General features: G+C 33.0%; 25 protein-coding genes. 10 read left to right on the forward strand and 15 right to left on the reverse strand.

Annotated features, from left to right (window positions below; genetic code table 11):
- Positions 1–99 precede the first annotated feature (99 nt).
- Positions 100–1,089, forward strand: a complete 990-nt coding sequence (locus K6T82_RS18975) for a PorP/SprF family type IX secretion system membrane protein (protein ID WP_223709369.1) — start codon at positions 100–102, stop codon at positions 1,087–1,089.
- A gap of 10 nt (positions 1,090–1,099) precedes the next feature.
- Positions 1,100–1,615 (forward strand): gamma carbonic anhydrase family protein, encoded by a 516-nt coding sequence (locus tag K6T82_RS18980; RefSeq protein ID WP_223709372.1) that lies wholly within the window; start codon positions 1,100–1,102, stop codon positions 1,613–1,615.
- A gap of 93 nt (positions 1,616–1,708) precedes the next feature.
- On the opposite strand, the gene K6T82_RS18985 is transcribed toward K6T82_RS18980, so the two are convergent.
- From K6T82_RS18985 to K6T82_RS19010, 6 genes are all read right to left on the reverse strand, one after another.
- Complete coding sequence (locus tag K6T82_RS18985) at positions 1,709–2,422, reverse strand: LytR/AlgR family response regulator transcription factor (RefSeq protein ID WP_223709375.1); 714 nt, start codon at positions 2,420–2,422, stop codon at positions 1,709–1,711.
- Between the two features lie 106 nt (positions 2,423–2,528).
- Complete coding sequence (locus K6T82_RS18990; protein WP_223709378.1) at positions 2,529–3,239, reverse strand: dioxygenase family protein; 711 nt, start codon at positions 3,237–3,239, stop codon at positions 2,529–2,531.
- Positions 3,240–3,251: 12 nt separating this feature from the next.
- Entirely contained in the window at positions 3,252–4,370 is a 1,119-nt protein-coding gene (locus K6T82_RS18995; RefSeq protein WP_223709380.1) for a sensor histidine kinase, read from the reverse strand.
- On the reverse strand, positions 4,371–4,688 hold the full coding sequence (locus tag K6T82_RS19000; RefSeq protein ID WP_223709382.1) for a DUF4907 domain-containing protein: 318 nt from the start codon (positions 4,686–4,688) through the stop codon (positions 4,371–4,373). It abuts the gene before it with no gap.
- A 1-nt stretch (position 4,689) separates the two neighbouring features.
- Entirely contained in the window at positions 4,690–5,697 is a 1,008-nt protein-coding gene (locus tag K6T82_RS19005) for a Kelch repeat-containing protein (protein ID WP_223709384.1), read from the reverse strand.
- A gap of 14 nt (positions 5,698–5,711) precedes the next feature.
- A complete protein-coding gene (locus K6T82_RS19010; RefSeq protein ID WP_223709386.1) occupies positions 5,712–6,551 on the reverse strand; it encodes a DUF6268 family outer membrane beta-barrel protein in 840 nt (279 codons plus the stop codon).
- 231 nt (positions 6,552–6,782) lie between these two features.
- Between K6T82_RS19010 and K6T82_RS19015 the strand changes: the two genes are divergently transcribed.
- Positions 6,783–8,111 carry a DUF4270 family protein gene (locus tag K6T82_RS19015; protein WP_223709389.1) on the forward strand — a complete coding sequence of 443 codons (1,329 nt, stop codon included), beginning with the start codon at positions 6,783–6,785 and terminating at the stop codon, positions 8,109–8,111.
- Positions 8,111–9,346 (forward strand): BamG family beta-barrel-assembly machinery protein, encoded by a 1,236-nt coding sequence (bamG, locus tag K6T82_RS19020; protein WP_223709392.1) that lies wholly within the window; start codon positions 8,111–8,113, stop codon positions 9,344–9,346. Before K6T82_RS19015 ends, bamG begins: the two co-directional genes overlap by 1 nt.
- 4 nt (positions 9,347–9,350) lie before the next feature.
- On the opposite strand, the gene murI is transcribed toward bamG, so the two are convergent.
- The 8 genes from murI to K6T82_RS19060 all read right to left on the reverse strand — a co-directional run bounded on the left by murI (position 9,351) and on the right by K6T82_RS19060 (position 17,800).
- On the reverse strand, positions 9,351–10,127 hold the full coding sequence (murI, locus tag K6T82_RS19025) for a glutamate racemase (protein WP_223709400.1): 777 nt from the start codon (positions 10,125–10,127) through the stop codon (positions 9,351–9,353).
- Between the two features lie 148 nt (positions 10,128–10,275).
- The gene (locus K6T82_RS19030) at positions 10,276–10,779 is read right to left on the reverse strand and encodes an OmpH/Skp family outer membrane protein (RefSeq protein WP_223709403.1); all 504 of its coding nucleotides are present in this window, start codon (positions 10,777–10,779) and stop codon (positions 10,276–10,278) included.
- Positions 10,780–10,793: 14 nt separating this feature from the next.
- Positions 10,794–11,819: an OmpH/Skp family outer membrane protein gene (locus K6T82_RS19035; protein ID WP_223709405.1), complete on the reverse strand. Its 1,026-nt coding sequence runs from the start codon at positions 11,817–11,819 to the stop codon at positions 10,794–10,796.
- Between the two features lie 42 nt (positions 11,820–11,861).
- Positions 11,862–14,612 carry a BamA/OMP85 family outer membrane protein gene (locus K6T82_RS19040; RefSeq protein WP_223709407.1) on the reverse strand — a complete coding sequence of 917 codons (2,751 nt, stop codon included), beginning with the start codon at positions 14,610–14,612 and terminating at the stop codon, positions 11,862–11,864.
- Entirely contained in the window at positions 14,545–15,285 is a 741-nt protein-coding gene (locus K6T82_RS19045; RefSeq protein WP_223710157.1) for an isoprenyl transferase, read from the reverse strand. Before K6T82_RS19045 ends, K6T82_RS19040 begins: the two co-directional genes overlap by 68 nt.
- A 1-nt stretch (position 15,286) precedes the next feature.
- Entirely contained in the window at positions 15,287–15,979 is a 693-nt protein-coding gene (gene porG / locus K6T82_RS19050; RefSeq protein WP_223709409.1) for a type IX secretion system protein PorG, read from the reverse strand.
- 173 nt (positions 15,980–16,152) lie between these two features.
- Positions 16,153–17,037, reverse strand: coding sequence for an NAD kinase (locus tag K6T82_RS19055; protein WP_223709412.1), 885 nt, complete (start codon positions 17,035–17,037; stop codon positions 16,153–16,155).
- Between the two features lie 103 nt (positions 17,038–17,140).
- Positions 17,141–17,800 (reverse strand): CBS domain-containing protein, encoded by a 660-nt coding sequence (locus tag K6T82_RS19060; protein WP_223709421.1) that lies wholly within the window; start codon positions 17,798–17,800, stop codon positions 17,141–17,143.
- Between the two features lie 117 nt (positions 17,801–17,917).
- Between K6T82_RS19060 and K6T82_RS19065 the strand changes: the two genes are divergently transcribed.
- The 3 genes from K6T82_RS19065 (at position 17,918) to K6T82_RS19075 (ending at position 21,843) form a co-directional block, all read left to right on the forward strand.
- Entirely contained in the window at positions 17,918–18,631 is a 714-nt protein-coding gene (locus K6T82_RS19065; protein WP_223709423.1) for a pyridoxine 5'-phosphate synthase, read from the forward strand.
- A 78-nt stretch (positions 18,632–18,709) separates the two neighbouring features.
- Entirely contained in the window at positions 18,710–20,983 is a 2,274-nt protein-coding gene (locus tag K6T82_RS19070; RefSeq protein WP_223709426.1) for a TonB-dependent receptor, read from the forward strand.
- 5 nt (positions 20,984–20,988) lie between these two features.
- Positions 20,989–21,843, forward strand: coding sequence for a DUF4249 domain-containing protein (locus K6T82_RS19075; RefSeq protein WP_223709428.1), 855 nt, complete (start codon positions 20,989–20,991; stop codon positions 21,841–21,843).
- A gap of 48 nt (positions 21,844–21,891) precedes the next feature.
- On the opposite strand, the gene K6T82_RS19080 is transcribed toward K6T82_RS19075, so the two are convergent.
- Positions 21,892–23,226 (reverse strand): hypothetical protein, encoded by a 1,335-nt coding sequence (locus K6T82_RS19080; RefSeq protein ID WP_223709430.1) that lies wholly within the window; start codon positions 23,224–23,226, stop codon positions 21,892–21,894.
- A gap of 214 nt (positions 23,227–23,440) precedes the next feature.
- On the opposite strand from K6T82_RS19080, the gene K6T82_RS19085 reads away from it, so the two are divergent.
- From K6T82_RS19085 to K6T82_RS19095, 3 genes are all read left to right on the forward strand, one after another.
- Positions 23,441–24,205, forward strand: coding sequence for an alpha/beta fold hydrolase (locus K6T82_RS19085; RefSeq protein WP_223709432.1), 765 nt, complete (start codon positions 23,441–23,443; stop codon positions 24,203–24,205).
- A gap of 54 nt (positions 24,206–24,259) precedes the next feature.
- Positions 24,260–24,604, forward strand: a complete 345-nt coding sequence (locus K6T82_RS19090) for a phage holin family protein (protein WP_223709435.1) — start codon at positions 24,260–24,262, stop codon at positions 24,602–24,604.
- Between the two features lie 113 nt (positions 24,605–24,717).
- Entirely contained in the window at positions 24,718–26,040 is a 1,323-nt protein-coding gene (locus tag K6T82_RS19095; RefSeq protein WP_223709437.1) for a trigger factor, read from the forward strand.
- Positions 26,041–26,069: the final 29 nt, after the last annotated feature.

Below are 26,069 nucleotides of genomic sequence, written 5' to 3' on the forward strand. Positions count from 1 at the left end.
TAACTATATTTGATTTTTTAATGAAATAATTAAGACTCTTCTCAAAGAAATCGTGTTAAATTGCAGGAGTGAAAATTATATAGATACAAAATTACCTTTATGGAATTAAAAATCAGGGTTTTATTAATTTTTCTCATTTCGACATTTTATTCTTATTCTCAGGAAGGAATACCGGTTTATTCAGACTATTTGTCCGATAACTATTACTTAATTCACCCATCAATGGCGGGTGCGGCAAACTGTGCTAAGATTAGATTGACGGCAAGAAAGCAATGGTTTGGGCAAGAAGATGCTCCAAGTTTGCAGACTTTAAGTTTTAATGGAAGATTAGGAGAGCGCTCTGGAGCGGGAATTATCGTTTTTAATGACAAGAACGGATATCATTCGCAAAAAGGGGTAAAATTGACATATGCACACCACATTATGTTTTCCAGAGATGAAATAGATTTGAATCAATTGTCTTTTGGAATCAGTGGAGGTTTGATACAAAATCAATTGGATGAAACTAAATTTGGAGGAACCTTTGATCCTTTGGTTTTTGGTTCAATTCAAAAAGATTCTTATTTCAATGTTGATATCGGAGCTTCGTACAACTATTTGGATTTTTATGCCCACGCAACCGTTCAGGGACTATTAGAAACAAGAAGAGAATTATATACAGATTATGAAAGTGATAATCTTAGAAAGTTCTTATTGAGCGCCGGTTATGTTTTTGGGAAACATAATGAATGGACCTGGGAGCCTTCAATTCTATTTCAATTGTTTGACCAAACAAAAGAAAAGACTCTCGATTTGAATATGAAAGCATACAAAAGCATGGATTTTGGAAGTCTTTGGGCTGCTTTATCTTACAGAAGAAGTTTTGATGGTGCCCAATATCTTGCAGGAACAGGCGTTGCTTCTCAAAAATTACAATACTTTACACCAATTGTTGGGGTTAACTTTAAGAATTTTATGTTTGCCTATACCTATTCTCAGGTTACTGGAAATGTGAAGTTTGATACTGGAGGTTACCATCAAATTACTTTAGGAATCAATTTGTTCTGTAAAAAAGAACGCTACGATTGTAACTGTCCGGCAATTAATTAAATTTTATTTTATGCTGATAAAATCTGTAAACGGAAAAACACCTTCAATTCCAGAAGATTGTTATGTTGCCGAAAATGCAACCATTGTTGGTGATGTAACTTTTGGAGCATCTTGCAGTGTTTGGTTTAATGCCGTTATTCGAGGAGATGTTCATTTTATTAAAATCGGTAATAAGGTAAACATTCAAGATGGTGCCGTTATTCATTGTACCTATCAAAAACATCCAACTATTATTGGAAATAACGTTTCAATTGGACATAATGCAATTGTACATGGTTGTACCATTCATGATAATGTTTTAATCGGAATGGGGGCAATTGTAATGGATAATTGTGTAGTAGAGAGTAATGCGATTATTGCTGCCGGAGCTGTAGTAACTCAAAATACTGTTGTGTCTTCAGGAAGTATTTATGCAGGTGTTCCTGCCAAAAAAGTGAAAGATATCGATCAATCTGATTTTGCTGGGGAAATTGAGCGTATTTCGAATAACTATGTTATGTATTCTGGCTGGTTTAAAAACGAATAATAAATTTTAAAAAAAATCAATAATAAAAATTCCAAATTCCAAAGCGTTATGAAAACATTGGAATTTGGAATTTTTATTTTTTGGAATTTAAAACTATAGGTTGATTTTTTCGAAGAAAGTATTTTTATAGCTTTCGCTGATTGGAATTCTTTTATCACTTATCAAAACCTTATTTTTCTGAATCGATTTTACATGTTTTATATTGATGATATATGATCTGTGAATTCTGGCAAAACCCTTACTCGAAAGTAAATTTTCAAGTTTTATCAAACTGATTAAAGTCAGTGTGAATTTATTGTCTGTTGTATAAATTTTGACATAGTCTTTTAAACCTTCAATAAAAAGAATGTCAGCAAAATTCAATTTTACATTTTCATATTCAGCTCTTACAAACATAAAATCCTGATCTATTTCTGGAGCATTGGTGGTTTCGGAAATGGGTTGAGGAGCCGTCGGTAAAAAAACTTGCTGGGCTCTGACAACCGCTTTTAAAAAACGATGAAACGGAATAGGTTTTACTAAATAATCAACCGCACCAAGATTAAAACCTTCAACAGCATAATCAGAATAAGCTGTTGTGAAAATAACCAAAGGTTTTTTCTCGATTGTATTTAAGAAATCAATTCCCGAGAAATGAGGCATTTGAATGTCCAGAAAAACCAAATCTACATTATTCTGATTGATAAATGAAACGGCATCAATTGCATTGTTAAAAGAATTAATCAATTCTAATGATTCTACTTTTTTGACAAAATCCTGTAACAATTCTACAGCCAAAGGTTCGTCATCAATAATTACACATTTCATTTTCTTAGAATTAAGTTTACAATTAGTTTCGGCATTCAAAAGTAATTTGAAACCAGTAAATTAAGTTTTAAAATTTTCATAAAATACTGGTTAGACTAAATCAAAATTATGCATTAACTGTGATAGTTTTAGTTAACGTGAAGCCGTCAGTAAGGTTTCCTGTTATAGTTGCAAGTTCATCGGCCAAACTATCAGAAAAAACATTGTCTTTTGCATTTGCCGTATCGGCTTGTCCGTGTGCTACATAATTGGTACTTGAATATACTTGACTTGAAATGGTCTCAGGAAAAGCAATCTGGGTTACCAATAATGAACTTCCTGAACTTGATAAAACCTCCACATGTACGTGCGGTGCTCTACCTTGATACCAACCTGGATAAATAGAGATAAAAGAAACATTTCCGCTGGTGTCAGAAGTTTGTCTTCCTCTTAAAAAATGTACGGTAGTATAATCTGTTTGTTGCATTTGTGTGCCACCGTATTCAGAATAATTTCCGTCTTTATCACAATGCCATACATCTACCAAAACGCCAGAAAGGGGTTCGCAGTTGTTTTTCTTGTTTTCAATTTTTAAGTTGATCAATAAAGCAATTCCAACACGATCAGATTTTATGTTTTCTAAAACCAATTGACTTGGAGTTTTAATAGGAAACGGACCTTTCGTTTCAGAGGGAGAAAGGGTGCAACTTCCATCTCCGGAATTACTTGAATCCGTTTCGTCATTATCGCTTTTGGAGCAAGATTCTAATAATTTTGTAGCAGTTGCCAATGAGGCAATACCCAAAATACCATTTCGGATGAATTTTTTTCTGTCCATAATCAGTTTTGTTTAATGTATTGCGGTTTTTATTTCATCTAATTTTAAATTCAAATGAACTCGGTAGTATGTATTATCCTGAGTAATGGTTAGTTCGTGTGCGTTAGGGTAGAGTAGGTCAAGACGATTTTGAATATTGACCAATCCGATTCCCGAATTCTCGGGATCTTTTACATAATTTTCTATAGAATTTTCAATCCAGAAATCAAGGTTGTTATCAGTAATCAGAATTTTGATTTTTACGTGAGCAGCGCCCTTATAATCAGTTCCGTATTTAAAAGCATTTTCAACAAAGGAAATTAATAACAAAGGTTCGATATGTTTGTTTTTGGTATCGCCGTGTACATTGATTACGATGTCTTCAATATTGTTTAACCTCAGTTTTTGTAGTTCAATATAGTTCTGAATGTAATTAACTTCTTTTTCTAAAGCCACCGTTTTGTTGTCTGTTTCATACAACATATAGCGCATTAATTCAGACAAGGTTACGATGGCATCAGGGACCAAATCAGATTTTTTGTGAGCCAAAGAATAAATACTATTTAGAGAATTGAATAAAAAGTGCGGGTTGGTTTGTTTGCGCAGGTAAATCAATTCGGTATTTGTTCTGTGTGTTTCGGCGATCAGTTTATTTTGCTGATTATTATAAAATTCAGTTAGTGTTCTAATAATTGCAGAAATGGTAATAACCAAAATGTAGAAAAACGAGGGGCCAATTTTAAAGAAAAGAGGTTGTTTCATTTCTATTCTGCGGGGCATCATCATTTCTCCTTTTGGGAAAAAATGAGCATCAGGAGGTAGCATTCGTGCGGGTACTACATTTTCAGGCCTTAAATGTCTAAATTCATGGATGAAATAATTCAATCGAATAGTCATAAATATTGCAATTAGAATAAAGGCAAATGTAAAGTACAGCCAATATTTTTTTTGCAGTAAATAATTTGGTACCAAATAAAAATAGTTTAGGTAAAACAATACAATTCCTGTAGACCACTGAGCGTAAAAGTCATTATTTATTTTAAATGGACTTTCGTAAAACTGAATTAAGGAAGTCAAAATAAAGAAAATCCATATAGCGCAATGGAACAAGATTTTGTTGTAGCCTGTATTTTTAATGGTATCGATCTGCATTTAGAATTTTATTTTTAATAAAATTAAGTCATTTTTGGTTACCGTTGGAGATAAGTTTTGTTTCAGTTTTTGCTTCACAAAATCAGCTACTTTAAGAGCGTCTTTTTCTGTTTCAAAACTTTTGTTGTCACTTATCACCGGAATAATGGTCTGCTTAATTAAAATTTTTTCTTTGTAGGTAATTGTATATCCCCATCCAGAATTTGTTTTAAAAGCAGCAGTTGTAAGAGCTTCTTTTTTTGTACAAGCCGTAAAAAGCATTACAAAAACAAAAAGCATTAAATTCTTCCAGATGTTATTCTGGAAGAATTTTTTCATATTAATTATCATCGTCGCTTTGTTCTTCTAATGGCTTAAATTCCCAGGCGTCATCAAAGTAAGTAGAGCCCACTCTTCCTAACATATAAAAACCACGGTTATTAATTGCAAAACCAACAGCATCTGTTCTTGTAGCACCTTCCATTGGAGTTCTTTCTACCCATAAATCACTCGTCGGATTATATTCCCAAACCGTTTTTATGTTTTCTCCTCCTACAATGTAACCTAGACCGTTTATAGAAAAACTTGAAGCATTTGCTCGAACAATTGCGTATTCATCATTATAACTATAATCGTCATCTGTATCTTTATCGATATCACGTTTTCTAGTCCAGACATCAGAAGCAGGATCAAATTCCCAAAAATCTTCCTGATAGACTCCATTGTTTACACCCGTTGCCAAATATGCTTTATCTGCGATAACAAATACTGTTGCGTTACGTCTTTTGTTTCCACTAAATCCGTTTACAAGAGTCCATGTGTTTGTCTGGTCGTTGTATTGGTAGAAATCTTTTAAGTAATTTCCATCATAACCAGTTCCAAAATAAGCTTTACCACCAGCTTGAAAACCTACAGCTGCATATCGGGCTGTTCCTCCAAAATCAGTTTTTTGCGTCCAGCTGTTAGCTGTTGGATCATACTGATAAAAATCTTTCAATTTATTTGTTCCATCATAGCCCAGACCTACATAGCCTTTTTCGTTCAATGCAAAACTAGAAGCAGAACTACGTCCTACGCCTGCAAAATCTGCTTTTTGTTCCCAATAATCACCTGTTGAGTTGTAAATCCATAAATCTTTTAAATAGACATCTCCAGTATAACCACCAACAACATAAGCGTAGTCTCCAATAACAAAACTCGTTGCACTAGATCTTGCCGGGCCATCGAAAGCTGATTTTTTTATCCAGTTTCCCATTAAATCGTCATCATCGTCATCATTGCTGCAGCTTACAAAAAAGAGGCACGAAAAAAGCGCTGTGAATAAAATTCCTTTTTTTAGATTAATCATAGTGTATTTAATATTTATTGTTTGTATTTGATCCCAATTCCTAAAACATAACCATTGCCTGTGTTGAAGTCGTAAACTTTATTGTTGTTGCTATCCAGCAGGCTGTATTTTTTATTAAAATCGTAACCGGCTTTAAAATTTAAAAACCAATTACTGCTGACATTTCTTTCGTATTCGAAAGCTGATGTCATTTGCGATAAAACTGCTTTTTCTGCTTTATCTTCATTATTTAATTCATCTAAATGGTAAAAATTACCGTTAAAGCTATTTGTTAAACTAAATTTGTTTCGCTCGTTATTAGAATATGAAATTCTAGAATCCGGAAATCCGATACTCAAATTAGCATTGAGATTCATTTTATAATTAAAACCAATGATCGGAGTAAATTTTGGCGAACCAAAAACGGACGTTCGACCGGCTCCAAGTATTACATCTATTTTTGAACTTAACTGTTGCTTGACTTCAATATTTCCTAAAACAGTCACGTCAGAAAAATCTAAATTTCGTTGGAAATTAGCTGTTGGAATAATTGAAATATCCAGTTTTGTTTTTTCTAATAACTGATTCGAATATTCGATCTTGTTCTGAATTTGATTGAATTTTTCCTGATCGGCATAAAAATTATAAGGATTCAGTTCATAAGTCACTTTCAGATTTGAATATTCTATTGTGTTTGCGATTTTACTTTTTGTTCCCAACTTTTTTTGATAGAAAATACCAACATTGGTTTCGCTGAAATTTATTTTTTCTGTGGGCTCTGTTTTAATATTCGCATAAGCGGCTAAATTTTCTTGAGCTTTCACGTTGACAATAGCAATCAAAAAAAGAGAACAAACTAAAAACCTTACTTTCATTATTTATTTTATTGGTCCAAAATTAGGTGGATGACCGCCTTAAAAAAAAGAAGATATATATATGACGTGTTTTGATAGACAAAATCGTCTTTTTTAAGGTCGAATTAAATTTTATGAAGACAATACCTCTTATAGATTGTTTTGTGCAATTTGTAGCTTAAAAAAGCGTGATAGTATATGTTATTGTGTGTCACCAAAGCTTGCATTTTATATTTGTCCAAAAAATAGATTATGCACAAGTTTATATTGATATTGCTTTTTGTACTAACCATATTTTCATGTGGTACAGACACAGATACCGGCGAATTTACAGTGGGGTCAGATTATTTAGCATTGAGCAATAAAGTCATTATGATCGATACGGTTACGGTCGAGATGTCGACTATTAATTTCGACTCTCTGGCAACATCAAACCATGGAAGAATTTTGATTGGAAATTACGATGATCCTATTTTTGGAAAAGTAAAATCGGATAGCTACTTTCAGCTTTCTGCCTCATCGTATGCGCTAAATAATACTGGTTCAGATACAGAAGCGGTAAATTATGTTTTTGATTCTATTTCGATGATTCTGAAATATGATAACTATTATTATGGAGACACCACAAAAGTGCAGACATTCAATATTCACAGATTGACTCAAAAAGTTAAACCGAATACGAATGATAGTAATTTTTATAATAATTCGACCTTAACTTATGATTCCCAAAGTCTCGGGACTATATCTTTTAAACCAAGGCCAACAGAGAAAGATTCTATTAATATTAGAATGAATGATGAATTTGGATCGGCTCTTTTTCAGAAAATAAAAAAAAGGGAAGTTACAGATTTTGAAAGTTTTACGGAATATCTTAAAGGGTTGGTTCTAGTTCCAGAAACTTCAAATTCTGCCAATGTTATCGGTTTTAGCGTTTCTACAAGTAAGGTTCGAATGTACTATTCCAAATACCAAGCTGAAGCTGATGAGGTTCCATTTACAATCGATTTTACAATTGCAGATGCTACCAAGCAATTCAATTCTATTTCGTTGGATAAAACGGGTACAATATTGCAGAATCTCCCCATTTCTAGTAGCAGATTATCGAGTACGGCGACAAACAATCAGGGATTTATTCAATCTGGAACTGGTGTAGCTTGCCGAATCGATTTTCCGAATATTAAACAATTTAAGAATATCTCGACCAACGGAGCTATTGTAGATGCGAAGCTGTTCTTGAAACCGGTAAATAATTCGTATTCCGAAAAATATCCCTTAGCAGATTCTTTAAGTGTTTACGTTGGCGATAATTTGAATCGTATTAGCGCAACATTGGTAAACTCTGCAAACTCGACAGTTTACGGAATTTTGAATAAAAAAAGCGATGAATTTAATGAAAACGTAGGATACACAATTCCTATTGGAAATTTTCTTCAAAAAGAAATGCTCAAACAATCCGACTCAAGATCATCTCTCATATTAACATTGCCAGGAATTTCTCAATCGGTGAATAGGATAGTTTTGGGCGATCAAAAACATTTAAACAATAAAATTCAGCTGAAAATTTATTACATCTCTTATTAATGAAAAATAAAATTCTTTTATGGAGCTGCTTCATTTTGATGTCGCTGACTTCCTTTTCTCAAAGTATTTCCAGTTCGCCCTATTCTTTATATGGTGTAGGGAGTTTGTACGATTCGAATTTTGGATATTTATCTTCCACTAGTTCTTCAGGAATTGCTTTGCCTTCTGATACATTTATAAATAATCTGAATCCGGCGTCGTTAGGTTTTATGTACCAAAACCATTTTCTTTTTGATATTGGAGGAAAAGCTATTGCAACAACATATCAAAGCAGTTCTCGTACAGAGAAACGAAATAATTTTCAGTTTTCACACATAGCTTTTGCTTTTCCTGTGAATAAAAAATCAGGTTTCAGCGTTTCGCTTCAGCCGTATTCCAGTTCGGTATTTAAAATTTCAAATTTAAAATTACCAATAGCAGACAGTCAGGAATTTTATTATGTCAGCGCACAGGGATCGGGCGGGTTGAATAATCTGGATTTTTCGTACGGATATCGATTTGGAAAAAAGTTTACGCTTGGAGTTACGGCAACTGCACTTTTCGGGAATACAGTTGATGAACGTGCTTTCTTAATTTCGAATGCAGTTACAACCATAAATAAAAAAACAAATTATAGTGGAATTCGTGCTACCTTGGGAGCACAATATAAAATAGATTCAACTTTTACAATCGCTACAACTTTTAAGGCTCCCACAAAGGTAAATGCTTCTAAAGTGCAATCTGTGACCAGTATTGCTGATGAGGTAGAAACTATCGTAGAATCCAACAAAGCTTCGGATACAGACGATTATTATATGCCTCTTGAAATTGGTTTCGGAATCAGCAAGCGATTTAAAAACAATTTGAATGCAACTTTAGATTACGAGAAAAGTTTCTGGAGCGATACAAAACAATCTGAACTATATGGGAACTTTGTAAATCAAGATCGTTTTGCACTTGGATTTACTTATAGCGCTAAAAAAAATGTTCGCAAATATTGGGATCGAGTAGGGTATGCTGCAGGGATAAGTTATGATACGGGCTATCTTGAAGTCGATAAGGAAAGAATAAATAATGCATCATTTTCTATTGGACTTAATCTACCAATAGAAAACACCTTCTCTTCTCTAAACGTGTCTTATTCTTATGGACAAAAAGGAAGAATAGCCAATGATTTGATAAAAGAAAACTACCATAAAATATCGCTCAATTTATCCTTAGATGGAATTTGGTTCGTCAAGCGAAAGATTGAATAGTATCCTAAAAATCTTTTTTAATTACAGGATATTTATAGTCTAAAATTGATTCTAAAACGGCAGGATTAGAATTGACATAAAAAATTGGATCATGATCCTGGCTTTCTGAAAATCCTACTTTATCTCTAAGTAAGTTTTTAGTTTGTCTGGCAACAGCTTCTCCTGAATCTATTATTTTAATATGATCTGGGAGAATTTTTTTTATCTGTGGAATTAAATACGGATAGTGACTACAGCCTAAAACAAGGTAATCGATATTTGCTTCTATCATCGGCTGTAAATAAGATTCCAGCAATTGAGTCATTTCCGGAGAGTACAGGTTTCCATCTTCTATAAGTTGTACAAGACCATGACCGACTTGTTCAATAATAGTAGTGTTCTGAAACATTTCTGCAGTTTTATTAAACAATTCACTGTTTAAAGTTCCCTTAGTGGCTAGAATTCCAATTATTTGTGTTTGAGAATTGTTTGCTGCCGGTTTAATTGCTGGTTCAATTCCAACAAAAGGGACATCATAATTAGCACGAAGCTCAAATATTGCATTTGTTGTAGCGGTATTGCAGGCAACAACAATTAATTTGCATTTATTGTCCAATAAAAACTCAACATTTTTTTTGCTTAAAGCAACAATCTCATCTTTACTTTTTTGACCGTAAGGAGCATTTTTGCTGTCAGCTAGGTAAATAGTTTTTTCGTTTGGAAGCAGATCATGAATAGCGCTCCAAATGGAAGTTCCGCCAATTCCAGAATCAAAAACGCCGATAGGATTGTTGTTTGTCATAAAGCAAATTTACTATTTTTTTAATCTAATTTGATACTCTAAGGTAATTCAAATCTGGAAATAATAGAAGAGATAAGTTTTAATTTTTTGTAAAAAAAAACTGCTCAAATTATAAAATTGAGCAGTTTAATTGTAAGGATTGAATTTCTTAGAATCCTAAATCTTTTTTAACATCAGCAGTAATGTTTGGACCATCAGCTAATAATAAAGTAGAACCGTCTAAAACGTATTGGTAACCTTTAGCTTTTCCAACTTTTTGGATAGAAGCTCTTACTTTTTCCATTAAAGGTTTTACGATATCAGTTTCTTTTTGTTGTAATTCTTTTTGTGCATTGTCTCTGTAATCCACAATTCTTTTTTGCATGTCCTGAACTTCTTTAGAACGCTCTCCGTTAACAGCATCAGTTACAGTTGCAGCTTCAGTTTCGTATTTTTTAATTTTTACTTGGTACTCATCAACCATTTTTTTGTATTCAGCATCGTATGTACCACTTAATTTTTGCAGTTGATTTTGAGCATCTAGCATTGCAGGCATTTTCGACATGATCTCGCTTACATCAACATGAGCTACCTTCGCTTGCGCGTTCATTGTGTTACTTGCTCCCAAAATAAGAATTGCAGCAATTAGTAAAGTTTTGATTTGTTTCATCATTTTTAAAATATTAATTAATTATTGGTCGTATTTGATTTTTGTGTTTCGGCTTCTTTTGCTTTTTTAGCCGCTTCTCTTTCTTCTAAAATTTTCTTTCTTTTTTCTTCCAACTCTTTTTTACGCTGTTCATAAAGCATTTGTCTTTCTTCTGCTTTAGTCATTGTTGGCTCAGCGGTTGTTGTTTCGCCTGTTGTTGTTGCAGGTTTAGCTGTTGTTGTACTTGTTTTTGCAGGATCTGTTGCTGCTGGCGTCTCTGTTGTTTTAGCTGTTCCAGAAACCGTGCCATTTTTTTTAGCCTCTCTTTCAGCTGCTAAAGCATTTCTCCTATCCTCGTATTCTTTCCTTTTTGCTTCCTGTTCTAACTTTCTATCCTGAATTAATTTCTCTCTGGCAGCTTTTTTCTCATCAAGTGCTTTTTGACGTTCGGCCATTGCTGGGTTTTCATCAATTGCATTTTCAAGATTTTCTTTTGCTTCCTGATCTTTTAATTGTTTTTTCGTAAGCTGTTCACGTTTTTCAGAACGATTTATAACTCTTAAAACCTGATCGCTGATGTCAAATCTTTTGTTGCTAAAAAGCATTGTCAAATCTGATGACTTATCGAAAATAAAATCATAATTTTTAGCTTCTGCAATATCTTGAACAGCAGTAAAAACCTGATCTTGAATTGGCTTTGCTAAAGCTGCTTTCTGTCTCATCAAATTACCATCAGAACCAAATTGTTTCTGCTGATAATCCATCATTTCTTGTTCAAGAAACTTGATTTCAGTTTCTCTTTCTTCAATTAATTCTTTGGTCAGTAAAGCTTTTTCAGTCTTTAAACTTTCCTTTAATGTATTTATATTTAATTTTTTAGCCTCAACTTCTTGTTTCCACTTTTGAGCTTTTTGCTCTAATTGTGATTTGGCTTCTTTATAATCGGAAACATTTTCTAAAATATATTCCATGTCGATGTAGCCAATTCTAGTCGTCTTACCTTGTGCCTGACTTGTATTTGCTACAATCAAGGCTAAAAATATAAATAAAAATTGTTTTCTCATAACATAACTTTATTTGATGATTTTTAACCAAACGTTATTTCTTTAAAATTGTTGTCCAATGATAAAGTGTGTTTCCCAACCGTTAGGTTTTGTTTGCCCCGGAAGAGCATCAAATCCGTAACCAAAGTCAATTCCTAATAATCCAAATGCAGGCATGAATACACGTAAACCAGCACCAGCAGAACGATTCAGGTCAAACGGGTTGTAATCTTTAAAATTAGCATATGATGAACCTGCCTCCAAGAATGTTAATGCATAAATCGAAGCCGATGCTTTTAACGTAATTGGATAACGAAGCTCCATTGAGAATTTGTTATAAATAGTTGCTCCAATTGGATCTCCTACAGTATTTACCGGAGTTAAAGAGTTGTTTGGATAACCTCTCAACTGAATGGTCTCTCTACCATCCATTGAGTAGTTTGCCATACCATCTCCTCCTAAATAAAAACGCTCGAAAGGAATTACACCTCTTTCTTGATTGTAAGCTCCTAAGAAACCAAATTCTGTAAGGGTTCTTAATACTAGTTTTCCATAAACTTTAGTATACCAGTCTCCTTTAAATTTAATTTTATAATATTCTAGCCAATTGTATTTTTTCTGATCGACTTTAGCGACATCAGTATCTGCACTTGCAAAATCTGATCCTACACTTACACTTCCAGATTGACCATTTACTGTTTCTGTCTTGATATAATCCCCTGGATTTATAGCTTGTCCATCAACACCTGTGGTTGTACTTGTTCCTGTATATTGTGTTTTGTATTCTTTTTGATTCTGCAAATCACCATAATCAATACCATTAAATAATGAATATGGAGGAGTAACTTTAGCAGAAATACTGAACTCAGAACCATATGTAGGGAAAATTGGATTTACCCCTTTATTACTTCTTGAAAGCCCAATAGTGTATGCTAAGTTTCTTGATGCACCGTTACCAAAGGTAAACAATCCTGTGTTATAATTATTCAAATCATAGTGCTGATAACTTACAGACTGTGATAATACGAAGTAATCATCTGGAACAGTTAGCCTTTTTGCTAAACCAACTTGTACTGTAAAAATATTAAAACTTCTACTTTTGTCAACAGTTCGAGTGACAAAATTGTTAAGGAATTGCTTACTGTATGAAATAGATGAACTAAACTGTACCGGTTTCTTTCCTCCAAACCAAGGCTCTGAGAACGATAAACTGTACGTCTGGAAATAAGTACTTCCTTGTAAACGAAGAGCTACTTTTTGACCATCTCCCATCGGTAAAGGCTTGTAGGCCTCTTTGTCAAATAACTTTCTCGCCGAGAAGTTGTTAAACGAAAGTCCTAACGTTCCGATGAAACCTCCACCACCGTAACCTCCTTGAAGTTCGACCTGGCTGGATCCTTTTTCAACAACATTATATTCGATATCAACAGTTCCTGCTCCGGCATCAACATTTTTGAATTTTGGATCGATTGCTTCAGGATCAAAGAAACCTAATTGTCCAATTTCACGAATAGTTCGTACTAATTGTTCTTTACTATATTTCTCTCCTGGTTTTGTTCTTAACTCACGATAAATAACGTGATCGTTTGTTTTGTCGTTTCCAACAACTGTGATTTTATTGAAATAAGCAATCGGACCTTCTGTAACTCTAATCTCAAAATCGATTGTATCATTAACTGTTTTTACCTCTACAGCGTTAATATTTGAGAATAAATAACCGTTATTTTGGTACAAGTTAGTGATGTCTTCTGCATCTGGTTTTGTTTTATCTGCAATCCTTTTTTCTAATAAAACTCCATTATATGTTTCTCCTTTTTTAATACCTAAGTAACGGCTTAAAAGCTGATCTGAATAAACGGTATTACCCAAAAATTTAATGTTTCCGAAGTAATATTTGTTTCCTTCTTCTACATTGATTTTAATGGCAAGAGTATTTTTCTGCTTGTTGTATTTAACTGAATCGTAGATAATACGAGCATCACGATATCCTTTCTCTTTGTAAGCAGCAATAACTTTTTCTAAGTCAGTTTTGTATTTTTCAGGGATAAATTTAGACGCTTTAAATACACGAATAAAGTTTTTCTGCTTTGTATCTTTCATTGCAGCACGCAACTGAGTACTGGTAAGTTGTTTGTTTCCACTAAAATCAATACTACTGATTTTTACTTTATCTCCTTTGTCTATCCTGACCAGCATGTTTACCTGATGACCATTAATAGTATCCGGAGTATTGGTTATGGTAACTTTTGTGTTATAAAAACCTTCTTTTTTGTATTTATTTTCAATGTAATTTTTTGTCGTAGTAATTAAGTTTTCGTTGACAATTTTGTTCTTAGTCAAGTTATTGTCTTTAATAAGACCTTCGATCTTGCTCTTTTTAACTCCAACAATTTTAACTTCATTTAATTTAGGAAGTTCTACTATGTCTAAATCTAAATAGATGCTGTCATTTTCTACTTTATTAACATAAAAAGAGATTTCATCAAAAAGCCCTAGTTTACCTAACTTTTTAATAGCACTACTGATTTCTTCTCCCGGAACAGTGATTTCCTGACCTTTTTGAAGACCAGAAAACGTTACAACAGTTTGCTCGTTGAAGCTTATTTTTCCAACAACAGAAACTTTTGCCAAAATGTATTTTTTTCCTTGATCAAAAGGAACTCTTTCTTGTGCTTTAATTTGTGAAAAACTACCCAAAAGTAGCAGGGTAAGGACTATTTGTATTTTTTTTTGCAACACTAAAAAATTATTTAATTTGTTCACTGGTTTTTCCAAATCTACGTTCTCTTTTTTGATAACTAATAATAGCCTCATATAAATCTTGGTCTTTAAAGTCTGGCCACAAGACATTAGTAAAATACAATTCTGCATAAGCGATCTGCCACAGCAAAAAATTACTTATTCTATGTTCTCCACTTGTTCGTATTAATAAATCTACGTCAGGTAAATTTTGCGTGTAAAGATGCTCATTTATAATTGAATCGTCAATAGTGTCTATTGAAATTATATTATTTTTAACTTTATCGCTGATGATTCTGACGGCATTTACCAATTCTTCTCGTGATCCGTAACTTAAAGCCAGTGTTAGTGTTAATCTCGTATTATTTTTGGTTTTTTCCATAACATCCAAAAGCTCTTTTTGGGCTGTTTTTGGTAATTTGTCAAGATTTCCAATAGCATTAAGTCTGATATTGTTTTCTTGAAGGGTAGTTAGTTCTTTTTTTAATGAATTAATCAATATTTTCATCAGTGCCTGAACTTCTAATTTTGGACGATTCCAGTTTTCTGTAGAAAATGCGTAAAGAGTTAAGTATTCAATTCCCAGCTTAGCAGAGGTTTTGATTATCTCTTTTACAGATTTTGTTCCATTTTCGTGTCCAAACGCGCGCAAAAAGCCTTGCTGTTTTGCCCATCGTCCGTTACCGTCCATAATAATGGCCAGATGTTTAGGTAGGTTTGTGTGATCTATTGATTCTAGTAAATTCATTTTATTCTGCGCAATAGCATGGTTTTTTTCCAAAGGTATAGGTTAAAGTAAGCCCGGAAAAAACATACCAGTCATTATTATTTAAATTTCCAAATTTCATAATATTTGGATTGCTTGTATTCGGATTACTTCCGTCAATATTGTCTGTAAAAGTGTAACGTGCACCCACTTCAGCTGCTAAAACTAAACGTGGAGTTATATTTGATTTTATACCTAATATAATAGGTATGGCAAATGAGTGTACATTTTTTTGAGCATATATCGTATTGGGAGCTGTATCATATCGATACAAATTATCGTAAAGGATAAAATTTAACCCAGAAAACACGTAAGGAGTTATTTTTGGATGATAATCGTGCAGATTAAAATCGAAGAAACTGAATTCTAAACCGGCAGAAAATTCTTTTAAATCATTTTCAAATCGATAGCCTCTTTGTTTTCGACCAGACTCATCTGATTTAAGGTCATTTCCAATAATATTCGATTGTGTATAAGAGAAGCGCCATGAGTGTCTCGGACTTCTGTTCCATTTGTACAAAACTCCAAAAGCTGGTTTTTCAGGGGCAACATAGGTTGTTTTTCCAACGTCGCCTACAAAGTTGCTTCCACCAAGAAAAACACCTATCTCATTGATTTGAGCATTAAGTGTAATAAAGGGGAAAAAACATAACAATAAATTAAAAATTTTCTTCATTTAATTCAAAATTGCGTGCAAATATAATAATTATCAATACGAATCAAAGTTCCTTTGCTTAAATGTGCTTTTTTTTCAATTTGTAATATGATTTTGAGCCATTTAATGATGATTCACTACATGCAGAACGAGAAAATGTGGTATTATCGTATAGAGGGGAATCAGAAAAGCGGTTAATTTCTTTTGTCTTCTCCCCAGAGCAATTTATTTCTTAAAGTTTTCAAGAAAGTTTCGCCTGGTATCTCAACCATTTTGATATTGTAATCTGTTTTTTTGATTTTTAAAATAGATTCATTTTTCACTGAAGAAATTCTCGAATCTAAAGAAACCAAATATTGATCTTCTCTTCCTGTTACTCGTAATGTAATTTCGGTATCGTCAGGAATAACAAGTGGTCTGGCGGTTAAATTATGAGGCGCAATAGGCGTAATAACTAAACTTTTGACGTCTGGTGTTAAAATAGGTCCGCCGCAGCTTAAAGAATATCCTGTAGAGCCCGTAGGAGTAGAAATAATTAAACCGTCTGCCCAATAAGAATTTAAATATTCGTTGTTTAAATACGTTTCTACTGTAATCATCGAAGTGGTGTCTTTTCTACTCACAGTAACTTCGTTCATGGCAAAATTAAGTTCTTCAAAAGAATCGTTTTTAGGATCGGAAGTCAATCCCAATAAAGTTCTTTCAGAAGTGGTGTAATTCTGATCAATCACATATTGTAGCAAACTTTCAATATTTTCTTTTTGAACTTTTGCCAGAAATCCTAATCTTCCTGCATTAATTCCTAGTAATGGTACACCTGAGTTACGTACAAATGCTGCGGCTCTCAAAATGGTACCGTCACCACCAATACTAATCAACATTTCAAAACTATTGTCCAGGGCAGAGTTTGAAGGGAAAGTTTTGTACTCTTTCTTAACTAATTGCTTTTCGTAAAGCATGCTAAGAAAGTTTTCTTCAATTACCATTTCAACATTATTGGCATTGAAAAACTTGAAAATGTCTTTTATAATTGGTTCAGTACTATTTTGATAATATTGTCCGTAAATGGCTATTTTCATTCTTTTTAAATTAGAGAATATGACAATTAGAGAATGTGGCAATTTGAAAATTAGATAATGTCTGCTGGAAATTTTCTAATTGGCATATTGACTAATTATCTAATTAAATATTAAGGTATTTGTCTAAATAATCTGAACGTTCTTTTAAACTATTAATATAGGTGTCTTCCTGATGTTCTGAAATAATTTCATAACCGTATCTTCTATAGGTTTGAATGATTTCATTTATTGCTCCTAAACCAATTTTCACAGTGATTTGTACATTTTCTGCATCGGCTTCAGATACAAAACAGCCTAAAACTTTACCATTATTGCTTTCTACAATTTGCGTTACCTCGCTCATAGAATAATCCAATAGTCCTTTTTGAACTATTATAATTCCGCCTGGTTCTTTCAAAAATGGAGTTTCCTGAAAAACCTTCATGATGTCTTCCATTTCGTAATAACCCACATAGGTGTTGTTTTCGTCAAGAACCGGAATTGTATTGGTATGATTTTTTGAAAAAACTTCCAAAACGTCTAGCCAGATCATGGATTTTCTGGCGAAAAATCGTTCTAGAGCATATTTGTAGTCAATTGCTTTTTTGTCAATATCAAATGTTTCAACATCATCAGAAGAAATACTTCCGATAAAAATTCCATCTTCTAAAATCGGAAAATGAGAAAAATTTACATCGATAAAAAAGTCCTGAATCGATGCTATCGTTTCCTGACTATCAATCGCTCTGAAATCGTTTGTGATATAGTTAGTAATTTCTGTCATAAATCAATTGGAGATATTTAGATGCAAAATAATCAAAAAATACCGAAAACCACTCTGTTTTACTTTGTATTTTTGTCGTAACAAATATAGTGTTACTAGAATTAATTATCTATTTATATGACAAAGTTAAGTGTAAATATCAATAAAATTGCAACCCTTAGAAACGCTCGAGGCGGAAATGTGCCAGATTTATTAAAAGTAGCTGTAGATATCCAGCGTTTTGGAGGGCAGGGAATTACGATTCATCCACGTCCAGATGAGCGTCATATTCGTTATCAGGATGCCCGCGATTTAAAAGCAATTGTTACGACAGAATATAATATTGAAGGAAATCCGCAGCATAATTTTATTGATCTGGTTTTAGAATGCAAACCAGACCAAGTTACATTGGTTCCAGACGCAATTGGTGCCATCACATCTTCTGCAGGCTGGGATACAATCAAAAATCAAGATTATTTAACTGAAGTTATTCAGGAATTTCAAAGAAACGGAATCAGAACTTCGATTTTTGTTGATCCAGTTTTAGAAATGATTGAAGGCGCAAAAAAAACAGGTACAGACAGAATTGAGTTGTATACAGAATCTTTCGCTCATCAGTATGGTTTAGGAAATGAAAAAGGAATCGAGCCTTATACAAAAGCAGCAATTCTGGCAAATGAATTAGGTTTAGGAATCAATGCAGGCCACGATTTAAGTTTGGACAATATTCAGTTTTTCAAACAAAATATTCCTGGATTATTAGAGGTTTCAATTGGTCACGCTTTGATTGCAGAGGCACTTTATCTAGGTTTGGATAATGTGGTGAATATGTATTTGAATAAGTTGAAATAATATAAAATTAAAAACAATTATAACCTGATGTAATTGGGTTATAATTGTTTATTTTCGCACTTTTCTTATTAAAATTAAGTGTTGAAGATAATTACTTTATTCTGTTTTTTTTGTTTTTCTGGCTTATTTGCACAATCGAAAGCAACTATTTCCGGTCATATTAAAACTTCTGAAAATGAAAGTTTAATTGGAGCAAATGTCTCCATTACTGCAGGCAATTCTGTGGTTACTTCTTCATCCGATAATTTGGGTAATTTTTTTGTAGACATTCTTCAAGGTCAAGTAAAAATAATCATCAGTCAATCAGGTTATATTCAGGAGAATATTCAGTTTGAATTAAAAAAAGACACCATTCTTTCAGTTGTTTTAAATAAGGATGTTTCGATTTTAAAAGAAGTGGTGATTTCAAATGATAAAAAAAATGCCATTAAAGATCTGACAGGAGGAAAAATGGCATTTAATGTAAAAGAGTTGTCTTCGGTTCCAACTATTTTAGGAACGACCGATATCATAAAAATTTTACAGCTAACACCTGGAGTACAAAATTCTGGCGACGCAAACGGCTACTTTTATGTTCGTGGCGGCGATCCTGGACATAATGCAATCTTATACAATAATACTCCAATTTATGGAATGTCTCATTTATTAGGGATTTTTCCATTCTACAATGCTGATCATATAAAAGAGGTAGAATTTGATAAATCAAGTTCGAATGCAAAATATGGAGGAAGATTAAGTTCTACAACCTTGTTAAAGTCAAATAAAAAGCTGCCTTCAGAATTTGGTGTTCAAGGCAATCTTGGAATTTTGGCTTCGCAGTTGAGTTTTGCGGTTCCTCTTTCCAATACAACCGGATTTTATATTTCTGGAAGGAAAACTTATATTGATGAGATTGTTGGGCCAATATTAAAATCGGGTTCGGATAGCAATGATGTAAAAGATATGAATTATGGTTTTTCAGACGGTAATTTTACTTTTTTGTCTCAGATTTCTAAAAATAATCTGTTTGCTGTGGATGCCTTTATAAGTGGCGATGAATTGAAAATTAAAGATGAGAATTTGTCACTTAGAACTAGTTTGAAATGGAACAACTTTGCGATTTCTCCATCTCTAACCACCGCACTTTCCTCTAAAGTTAACATGACAAATGCGGTTTATTTTAGTCATTATTCGAATGATTTAAATATGGAGCAAGCAACAATTCAGTTTAATGTTTCGTCGTATGTGAAAGATTTTGGATTTTCAAATTCTCTTCGATATTCTATTAAAAATGTTCCTTTTGAATCTGGATTACAATATGTGTATCACAATTTGCAGCCTCAAAAGGTGAATGTAGAAAATTTTGCTACAATCGATACTAATTCGCAAAGCATTATAAATGCCAATGAAGCTGCGATTTTTACTAGTGCAAAACCAAAAATATTTGAAAATCTGACAGCAGATTTAGGACTTCGTATTAATTATTATAATTCCGGATCAGACTCGTATTTGCATTTTCAACCAAGAATTGTATTGAATTATGCTACAAATGAAAAGTATTCGTTTTATGCTTCTTATAATAAACAATATCAATATTTAAGTTTAATTACGACCTCAAGTGTTGGAATTCCAACGGACTTCTGGATTGCAAGTTCTAACGGAATTAAGCCTCAGTCTTCAAACGAATTTGCGATTGGTTCAAATCAAAATCTTTCCGGAAATTGGACAACTTCTTTAGGTGGTTTTTATCGTTCGATGAAAGATTTACTCGAATACCCTTATGGCATAACTCAGTTTAACGAGATTACAACGTTTAAAAATGATTTGTATGTGGGAAAAGGAAAAGCCTACGGACTTGAAACAATGGTTAAAAAAAGCAATGGGAGATTTAGTGGATGGCTGAGTTATACCTTAAGCTGGTCTGATCGAAATTTTGACGAATTGAATAATGGAAAAACGTATTTCGCAAAATACGACAGACGACACAATCTTTCTCTTGTCGGAATGTTTGATTTGAATTCAAAATGGAATTTCGGTCTTACTCAGGTATTTAGCTCTGGAAATAGATTTACAATGCCGACTTCATGGTATTTTATCAATAACAATCCCGTAAAGGAATATTCAGGATATAATAATGCGCAAATGCCAAATTATATCCGAACCGATATTTCGGCCAATTATTTTTTTATAAAGACGTCTAAAAAAGAAAGTGCCTTAAATTTTTCGATTTATAATACTTTTAATATAGGAAATCCGATTTATGTGGTTTTGGATGTTGAAGTAAATGAAAATAAAGATAAAGTAGTTGTAAAGCAAGAAGAGAAAATCTTATACAGAATACTGCCTTCTGTTAGTTGGAGATTTAAATTTTAAGAAATATGAAAAAGTATCTATTCTTTCTTTTGGGTTCAATTTTATTAAGTTGTTCCAATGATGATTTTAAAATGGAGAAAAGTCTGGAATCTAAAATAGTGGTAGAAGGCTGGATTGAAGAAGGTGATTTTGCTAATGTTTTATTGTCAAGCAGTATTCCGGTTACCGATGTTATTGATTCCACAAATGTTTTGAATCATGTCATCAGATCTGCAAAAATTACAATTTCTGACGGTACAATTTCTGAGGTTTTACGAGTAAGAAATGATAAAAATAGAGTTCCGCCATTTGTTTACTTTGGATCGACATTGAAAGGCGAGGCCGGAAAAGAATATACCTTAAAAATTGAATATTTAAATCGAGTGGTTGAAGCCATTACTACAATTCCGAAAACTGTCGATTTAAAAAGCGCAGAATATATAAAAAGAAATCCCGCAGATACAACAGGTTATATATATGTCAAATTTGATGATCCGTTAAATGAAAAAAACTATTATCAAATTGCTACAAAAATAGAAGGAGAAGAACCTATTTTCGTACCTGGTTTTTATGGTAATTTAGACGATAAGAATTTTAAAGAGTCTTCTGTTTCTATACAAATAAATAGAGGAGTAATTCTTTTTCCTAAAACAAAATTCACACCCTATTTTGCTGATGGAGATTTGATACATGTAAAATTACGAACTCAAACAAAAGAAGCATTAGATTTTTGGAACAGTTGGCAGAATGAAATCGTAAACAGTCAAAACCCGATTTATCCGGCTAACACCAGTTTAAAATCGAATATAAAAGGAGGAATTGGTATTTGGGCCGGTTATGGACAAAGTACTATTATTGTAAGAACGCCTCCAAAAAAATAAAGCCGATCTGAATATTCAAATCGGCTTTGCATTGTGTTTTAAAAACTATTATTTATCGAAAGCTTTCTCGAACTCTTCAAATTTATTTTTAAATGTACTGAAACCAGTTGAGAAATACGTGTCCATAGAAACTTCTGTTTTATCATTAAATTTAAGATAATCAACAGATTCGTAATATTGAACCGTTACGTTTTTAGCACCTTCGTAAGTCCAGTATCCACCTTCAGAATAACCTTTATCGGCAACCCATACTGGTTGTTGTGTTACGTAGCTATATCCTTTTTCAACACGCTGAACAATATCTGCAATTTTAGTTCCGTCTTTTTTAGAAACTAAGATTGGTTTTACGTTTTTGTTGTAATTAGCAACTTTACCTTCTTCGTATTTTTTGTAGAATGCATTTACATCATCATAATAAGTTGGAGAATTGTAGTTCTGCGGATACTTAACCGTGTTGCGTAAAGTAGCTTTGTCTGCCGCTTCAGCAGCTAAATCTGTATCTGCAAGAATAACGAAGTTGTCCATTAATTGAAATAATCCGTTTGCTTTACCTCTGTATTGAACAAGCTCATCGTTGTCAATTAAAGCATCAATGTTAGCATTGCTTCCTCCGTTAAAGTTGATTAAAGTTTTTCCGTTAAAAGTAAGACTTGCACTTGCAGAATTGGCAGTTCCTTTTTTAGAACTCATTTGCCAAGTATAGCCGTCATTTAAAAACATTTTATAAGCAAATTCTTCAGGAACCTCTTTTCCGTTGCTGTATTTTGCTGTTTGATTGAAGGTTGCAGATTCTTTTCCGTCAATTGTCAAAATCGCATCGCTTGTTGTTGGTAAGAAGATATAATCATTAACTTCAACTCCAGTCGACCAGTTATAAGTGTCTGTTATAGCAACCTTAATGTCAGAAGAAGTGCTTTTTGCTGAGAATGAAGCATTGTTAGCTGTCTGAGATTTTTTTGCAGGGAAAACAAATTTCAACTCAGTCGAAGAGGCTGTTTTTACCCATTTTTGTGTAGCATTATTCCAAGTGTAAATTCCATAAACACCAGATACATTTAAGATGTCTTCTGCTTTATTGTCATTTTTACCGTTAAAGATGTCTACAGAACTTACATCTAAAAGTCTGCTTAAGTTTTCTAAAGCTTCAATTGCTCCAGAACTTTTTGTTTTGTCAAGCTGTGTAAGCATTTCATTAGCTTCAGCTTCTAATTTAGATTTTTGTTGCTCTGGAGTTAATTCAGAATACGGTTTTTTAACCAATTCTGCAATTTGCTCTTTTAAAGATAATTCTGTTTCTGGTTTTGTGTCATCGCTGTCATCACTTGAACAAGAAATTGCTAATTGTGAAAGCACTAGAGATGCTAGTAGGATTTTTTTGATCATGATTTAGTGTTTAATTAGTTGAGTTAAATCAAATTTTTGGTTTTGATTTTTATGCCGCGAATATACATCCTCCAATTGAGGATAACTTACGGGAAACCGTAAATACGTAAATTTTTTTGTACTAAAATTAAGTTTTAAAGAACTTATTCAATTTCAGATTAATAGATAAGTTGATTACATTTGTATTTAGAATTTTATAAATAAAAATACTCAAATGCTTTACTCAAAAATAGAAGGGGAAGGGAAACCTTTTGTTATTATGCACGGATTTCTGGGAATGTCTGACAACTGGAAAACTCTTGCGGGACAATATGTAGAAGCCGGATTTCAGGTTCATATTTTAGATCTTAGAAATCACGGTCGTAGTTTTCATTCTGATGAATGGAGTTATGAAGCAATGGTTCAGGATGTTTACGAATATTGCCAAGCTAATAATTTGACAAGAATTGATATGCTGGGGCATTCGATGGGCGGAAAAGTGGCCATGCTTTTTGCAACAACACATCCAGAGATTGTAGATAAATTGATAGTGGCAGATATTGGTCCTAAATTTTACAAGCAGCATCATCAGGATATTTTGGCAGGACTAAATGCTGTCGACTTTTCAGTAAAACCAAGTCGAAATGATGTTGAAGAAATCGTTTCGCAATACGTTTCTGATTTTGGAACGCGTCAGTTTTTATTAAAGAATTTATATTGGAAAGAGCCAGGACAATTGGCTTTTAGATTTAATTTGAATGCTTTTAATAATAATCTAGATGCGATTGGAAAACCTTTGGCTGATGGTTTGGTTTTTAACAAGCCGACTTTATTTCTAAGAGGAGGAAATTCTGGTTACATTCAAGATTCAGATTTGGAAGCAATTCGCCAGCATTTTCCAAATTTGCAGTTAGAAACCATTCCAAATGCGGGACATTGGCTTCATGCTGAAAACCCTAAAATGTTTTTCGAAATGACCACAACGTTTTTAAAAGAGTAGTTATTTTGATAAAAATTTTATTACTTTTAAATAAATTTTAAATCTTAAAAAACTATGAAATTATTACTTAGACTTCTTGTTACAGCTGCCTTGGTTTTGTTATTGTCTAATCTTTTAACAGGAGTTCATGTGGCGAGTTTTGGTACAGCTGTTATTGTGGCAGTAGTTTTAGGATTGCTGAATATCTTTATAAAACCAATATTGGTGCTATTAACGCTGCCAGTAACCATTGTTACTTTAGGCTTGTTTTTGTTGGTGATAAATGCTTTGATGATTTTAGCTTGTACTAAAATTGTCGGTGGTTTCGCGGTAGACTCTTTCTTGACGGCATTAATTTTTAGTGTTATTTTGTCTGTTCTGCAATCGATCACTTATAAAATACTGGGAGACGATAAATAAAACAAATTGAGCAGATTAAAACTGCTTCAAATACAATAGATTAAAAACTTGGTTGGGTTGCAAAAATTTTATAATTTTGCAACCCAATTTTATTATGTAAATTAAAGAAGAAGATGGATATTAAAAGAGTAGCAATAGACGCTGTAAACGAGACAATTGTTATGAACGTTGTTCATATGGATTATAAAGGTCAAGTAGCAAAAAGAATTAACGAAAAAATGCCTTTAGCGCAAGTTAAAGGATTTAGAAAAGGGGCTGTGCCTAAAGATCTTGTTGAAAAACAATACGGAAAAGCTATTAAGCAAGAAGAGATCAAAAAAGTAGTTGATTTGGCTTTAGAGCGTTATATTCAATCTGAAAGATTAAATCTTTTAGGAACTCCTCTTGCTAAAGTAAACGAAAACTTTAACTGGGATGCTGAAGAATTAACTTTTGAATACGAAATTGGTTTAGTGCCAAACTTCGAAATTGATTTAGAAGCAAAAAATAATATCGTAAAATACATTGTTACTGCTGACGATAAATTAATCGACGGACAAGTAGAGCGTATCCAAAAACAATTTGGAAAAGCAATTCCTCAAGATAAAGTTGAAGCTGATTCAGATTTAACTGGAACTTTCTCTAGCGAAGAAAACGGAATCAACAATACGACTACAATTGCAGTTGGAGCTTTCAGCAAAAAAGCTGGAAAACAATTCGTAGGTAAAAAAGTTGGAGATGTTGTTACAGTAAGCACAAAAGGTTTATTTGATGACGATCACCAATTAATGGATTACTTAAAAGTAGGTCACGAAGGTGTTCACGGTTTAGATGTTGAAGTAAACTTCACAATCGAAGCAATCAACGGTTCTGAGCCAGCTGAATTAAACCAAGAATTATTCGACAAACTTTTTGGTGAAGGTAAAGTAGCTTCTTTAGAAGATTTAAAAGCTAAAATTAAAGAAGATGCTGAATCTCAATTCGCTCAACAAGCAGACCAAAAATTATTATTAGATGTTCAAGATTTCTTGATCGAAAACACAAAATTCGATTTACCAGCTGAATTCTTGAAAAAATGGTTGCAAACTGTAGGTGAGAAAAAATTAACTGCAGAAGAAGCTGAAGTAGAATACGCAAGATCTGAAAAAGGTTTACGTTTCCAATTAATCGAAGGAAAAGCATTAGCTCAAAGTAATATCCAAATCACATTTGAAGACTTAAAAGAGTTTACATCAGGTGCTATCAGACAGCAAATGGCTCAATTTGGTCAAACAAACCCAACTGACGAAGAAGTTCAAGGAATCGTGGCTAGAGTTTTATCTAACCAAGACGAAGTGAAAAGACTTTCTGAGCAAGTTGTAGCAGCTAAAATGTTAGATATCTTCAAAGAAAAAGCTAACCCAACAACTAAAGAGGTTACTTACGAAGAGTTTATTGCTGCATCTTACGGAGAATAAATTTTAGTCTGAAAGTCTAAAGTTATAAA

Origin of the sequence: Flavobacterium potami, assembly GCF_020026915.1 — a bacterium.
In the GTDB taxonomy this organism is placed as follows: domain Bacteria; phylum Bacteroidota; class Bacteroidia; order Flavobacteriales; family Flavobacteriaceae; genus Flavobacterium; species Flavobacterium potami.

What these genes read in the sequence shown, in the direction of transcription:
- K6T82_RS19045 (WP_223710157.1), bottom strand. Translation starts at nt 15,285, where the DNA reads ATGAATTTACTAGAATCAATAGATCACACAAACCTACCTAAACATCTG.
- K6T82_RS19005 (WP_223709384.1), bottom strand. Translation starts at nt 5,697, where the DNA reads ATGATTAATCTAAAAAAAGGAATTTTATTCACAGCGCTTTTTTCGTGC.
- K6T82_RS18980 (WP_223709372.1), top strand. Translation starts at nt 1,100, where the DNA reads ATGCTGATAAAATCTGTAAACGGAAAAACACCTTCAATTCCAGAAGAT.
- bamG (WP_223709392.1), top strand. Translation starts at nt 8,111, where the DNA reads ATGAAAAATAAAATTCTTTTATGGAGCTGCTTCATTTTGATGTCGCTG.
- K6T82_RS19010 (WP_223709386.1), bottom strand. Translation starts at nt 6,551, where the DNA reads ATGAAAGTAAGGTTTTTAGTTTGTTCTCTTTTTTTGATTGCTATTGTC.
- K6T82_RS18975 (WP_223709369.1), top strand. Translation starts at nt 100, where the DNA reads ATGGAATTAAAAATCAGGGTTTTATTAATTTTTCTCATTTCGACATTT.
- K6T82_RS19095 (WP_223709437.1), top strand. Translation starts at nt 24,718, where the DNA reads ATGGATATTAAAAGAGTAGCAATAGACGCTGTAAACGAGACAATTGTT.
- K6T82_RS18995 (WP_223709380.1), bottom strand. Translation starts at nt 4,370, where the DNA reads ATGCAGATCGATACCATTAAAAATACAGGCTACAACAAAATCTTGTTC.
- K6T82_RS19080 (WP_223709430.1), bottom strand. Translation starts at nt 23,226, where the DNA reads ATGATCAAAAAAATCCTACTAGCATCTCTAGTGCTTTCACAATTAGCA.
- porG (WP_223709409.1), bottom strand. Translation starts at nt 15,979, where the DNA reads ATGAAGAAAATTTTTAATTTATTGTTATGTTTTTTCCCCTTTATTACA.
- murI (WP_223709400.1), bottom strand. Translation starts at nt 10,127, where the DNA reads ATGACAAACAACAATCCTATCGGCGTTTTTGATTCTGGAATTGGCGGA.
- K6T82_RS19060 (WP_223709421.1), bottom strand. Translation starts at nt 17,800, where the DNA reads ATGACAGAAATTACTAACTATATCACAAACGATTTCAGAGCGATTGAT.
- K6T82_RS19085 (WP_223709432.1), top strand. Translation starts at nt 23,441, where the DNA reads ATGCTTTACTCAAAAATAGAAGGGGAAGGGAAACCTTTTGTTATTATG.
- K6T82_RS19015 (WP_223709389.1), top strand. Translation starts at nt 6,783, where the DNA reads ATGCACAAGTTTATATTGATATTGCTTTTTGTACTAACCATATTTTCA.
- K6T82_RS19000 (WP_223709382.1), bottom strand. Translation starts at nt 4,688, where the DNA reads ATGAAAAAATTCTTCCAGAATAACATCTGGAAGAATTTAATGCTTTTT.
- K6T82_RS19040 (WP_223709407.1), bottom strand. Translation starts at nt 14,612, where the DNA reads ATGAGGCTATTATTAGTTATCAAAAAAGAGAACGTAGATTTGGAAAAA.
- K6T82_RS19035 (WP_223709405.1), bottom strand. Translation starts at nt 11,819, where the DNA reads ATGAGAAAACAATTTTTATTTATATTTTTAGCCTTGATTGTAGCAAAT.
- K6T82_RS19055 (WP_223709412.1), bottom strand. Translation starts at nt 17,037, where the DNA reads ATGAAAATAGCCATTTACGGACAATATTATCAAAATAGTACTGAACCA.
- K6T82_RS19030 (WP_223709403.1), bottom strand. Translation starts at nt 10,779, where the DNA reads ATGATGAAACAAATCAAAACTTTACTAATTGCTGCAATTCTTATTTTG.
- K6T82_RS18985 (WP_223709375.1), bottom strand. Translation starts at nt 2,422, where the DNA reads ATGAAATGTGTAATTATTGATGACGAACCTTTGGCTGTAGAATTGTTA.
- K6T82_RS19075 (WP_223709428.1), top strand. Translation starts at nt 20,989, where the DNA reads ATGAAAAAGTATCTATTCTTTCTTTTGGGTTCAATTTTATTAAGTTGT.
- K6T82_RS19090 (WP_223709435.1), top strand. Translation starts at nt 24,260, where the DNA reads ATGAAATTATTACTTAGACTTCTTGTTACAGCTGCCTTGGTTTTGTTA.
- K6T82_RS19065 (WP_223709423.1), top strand. Translation starts at nt 17,918, where the DNA reads ATGACAAAGTTAAGTGTAAATATCAATAAAATTGCAACCCTTAGAAAC.
- K6T82_RS18990 (WP_223709378.1), bottom strand. Translation starts at nt 3,239, where the DNA reads ATGGACAGAAAAAAATTCATCCGAAATGGTATTTTGGGTATTGCCTCA.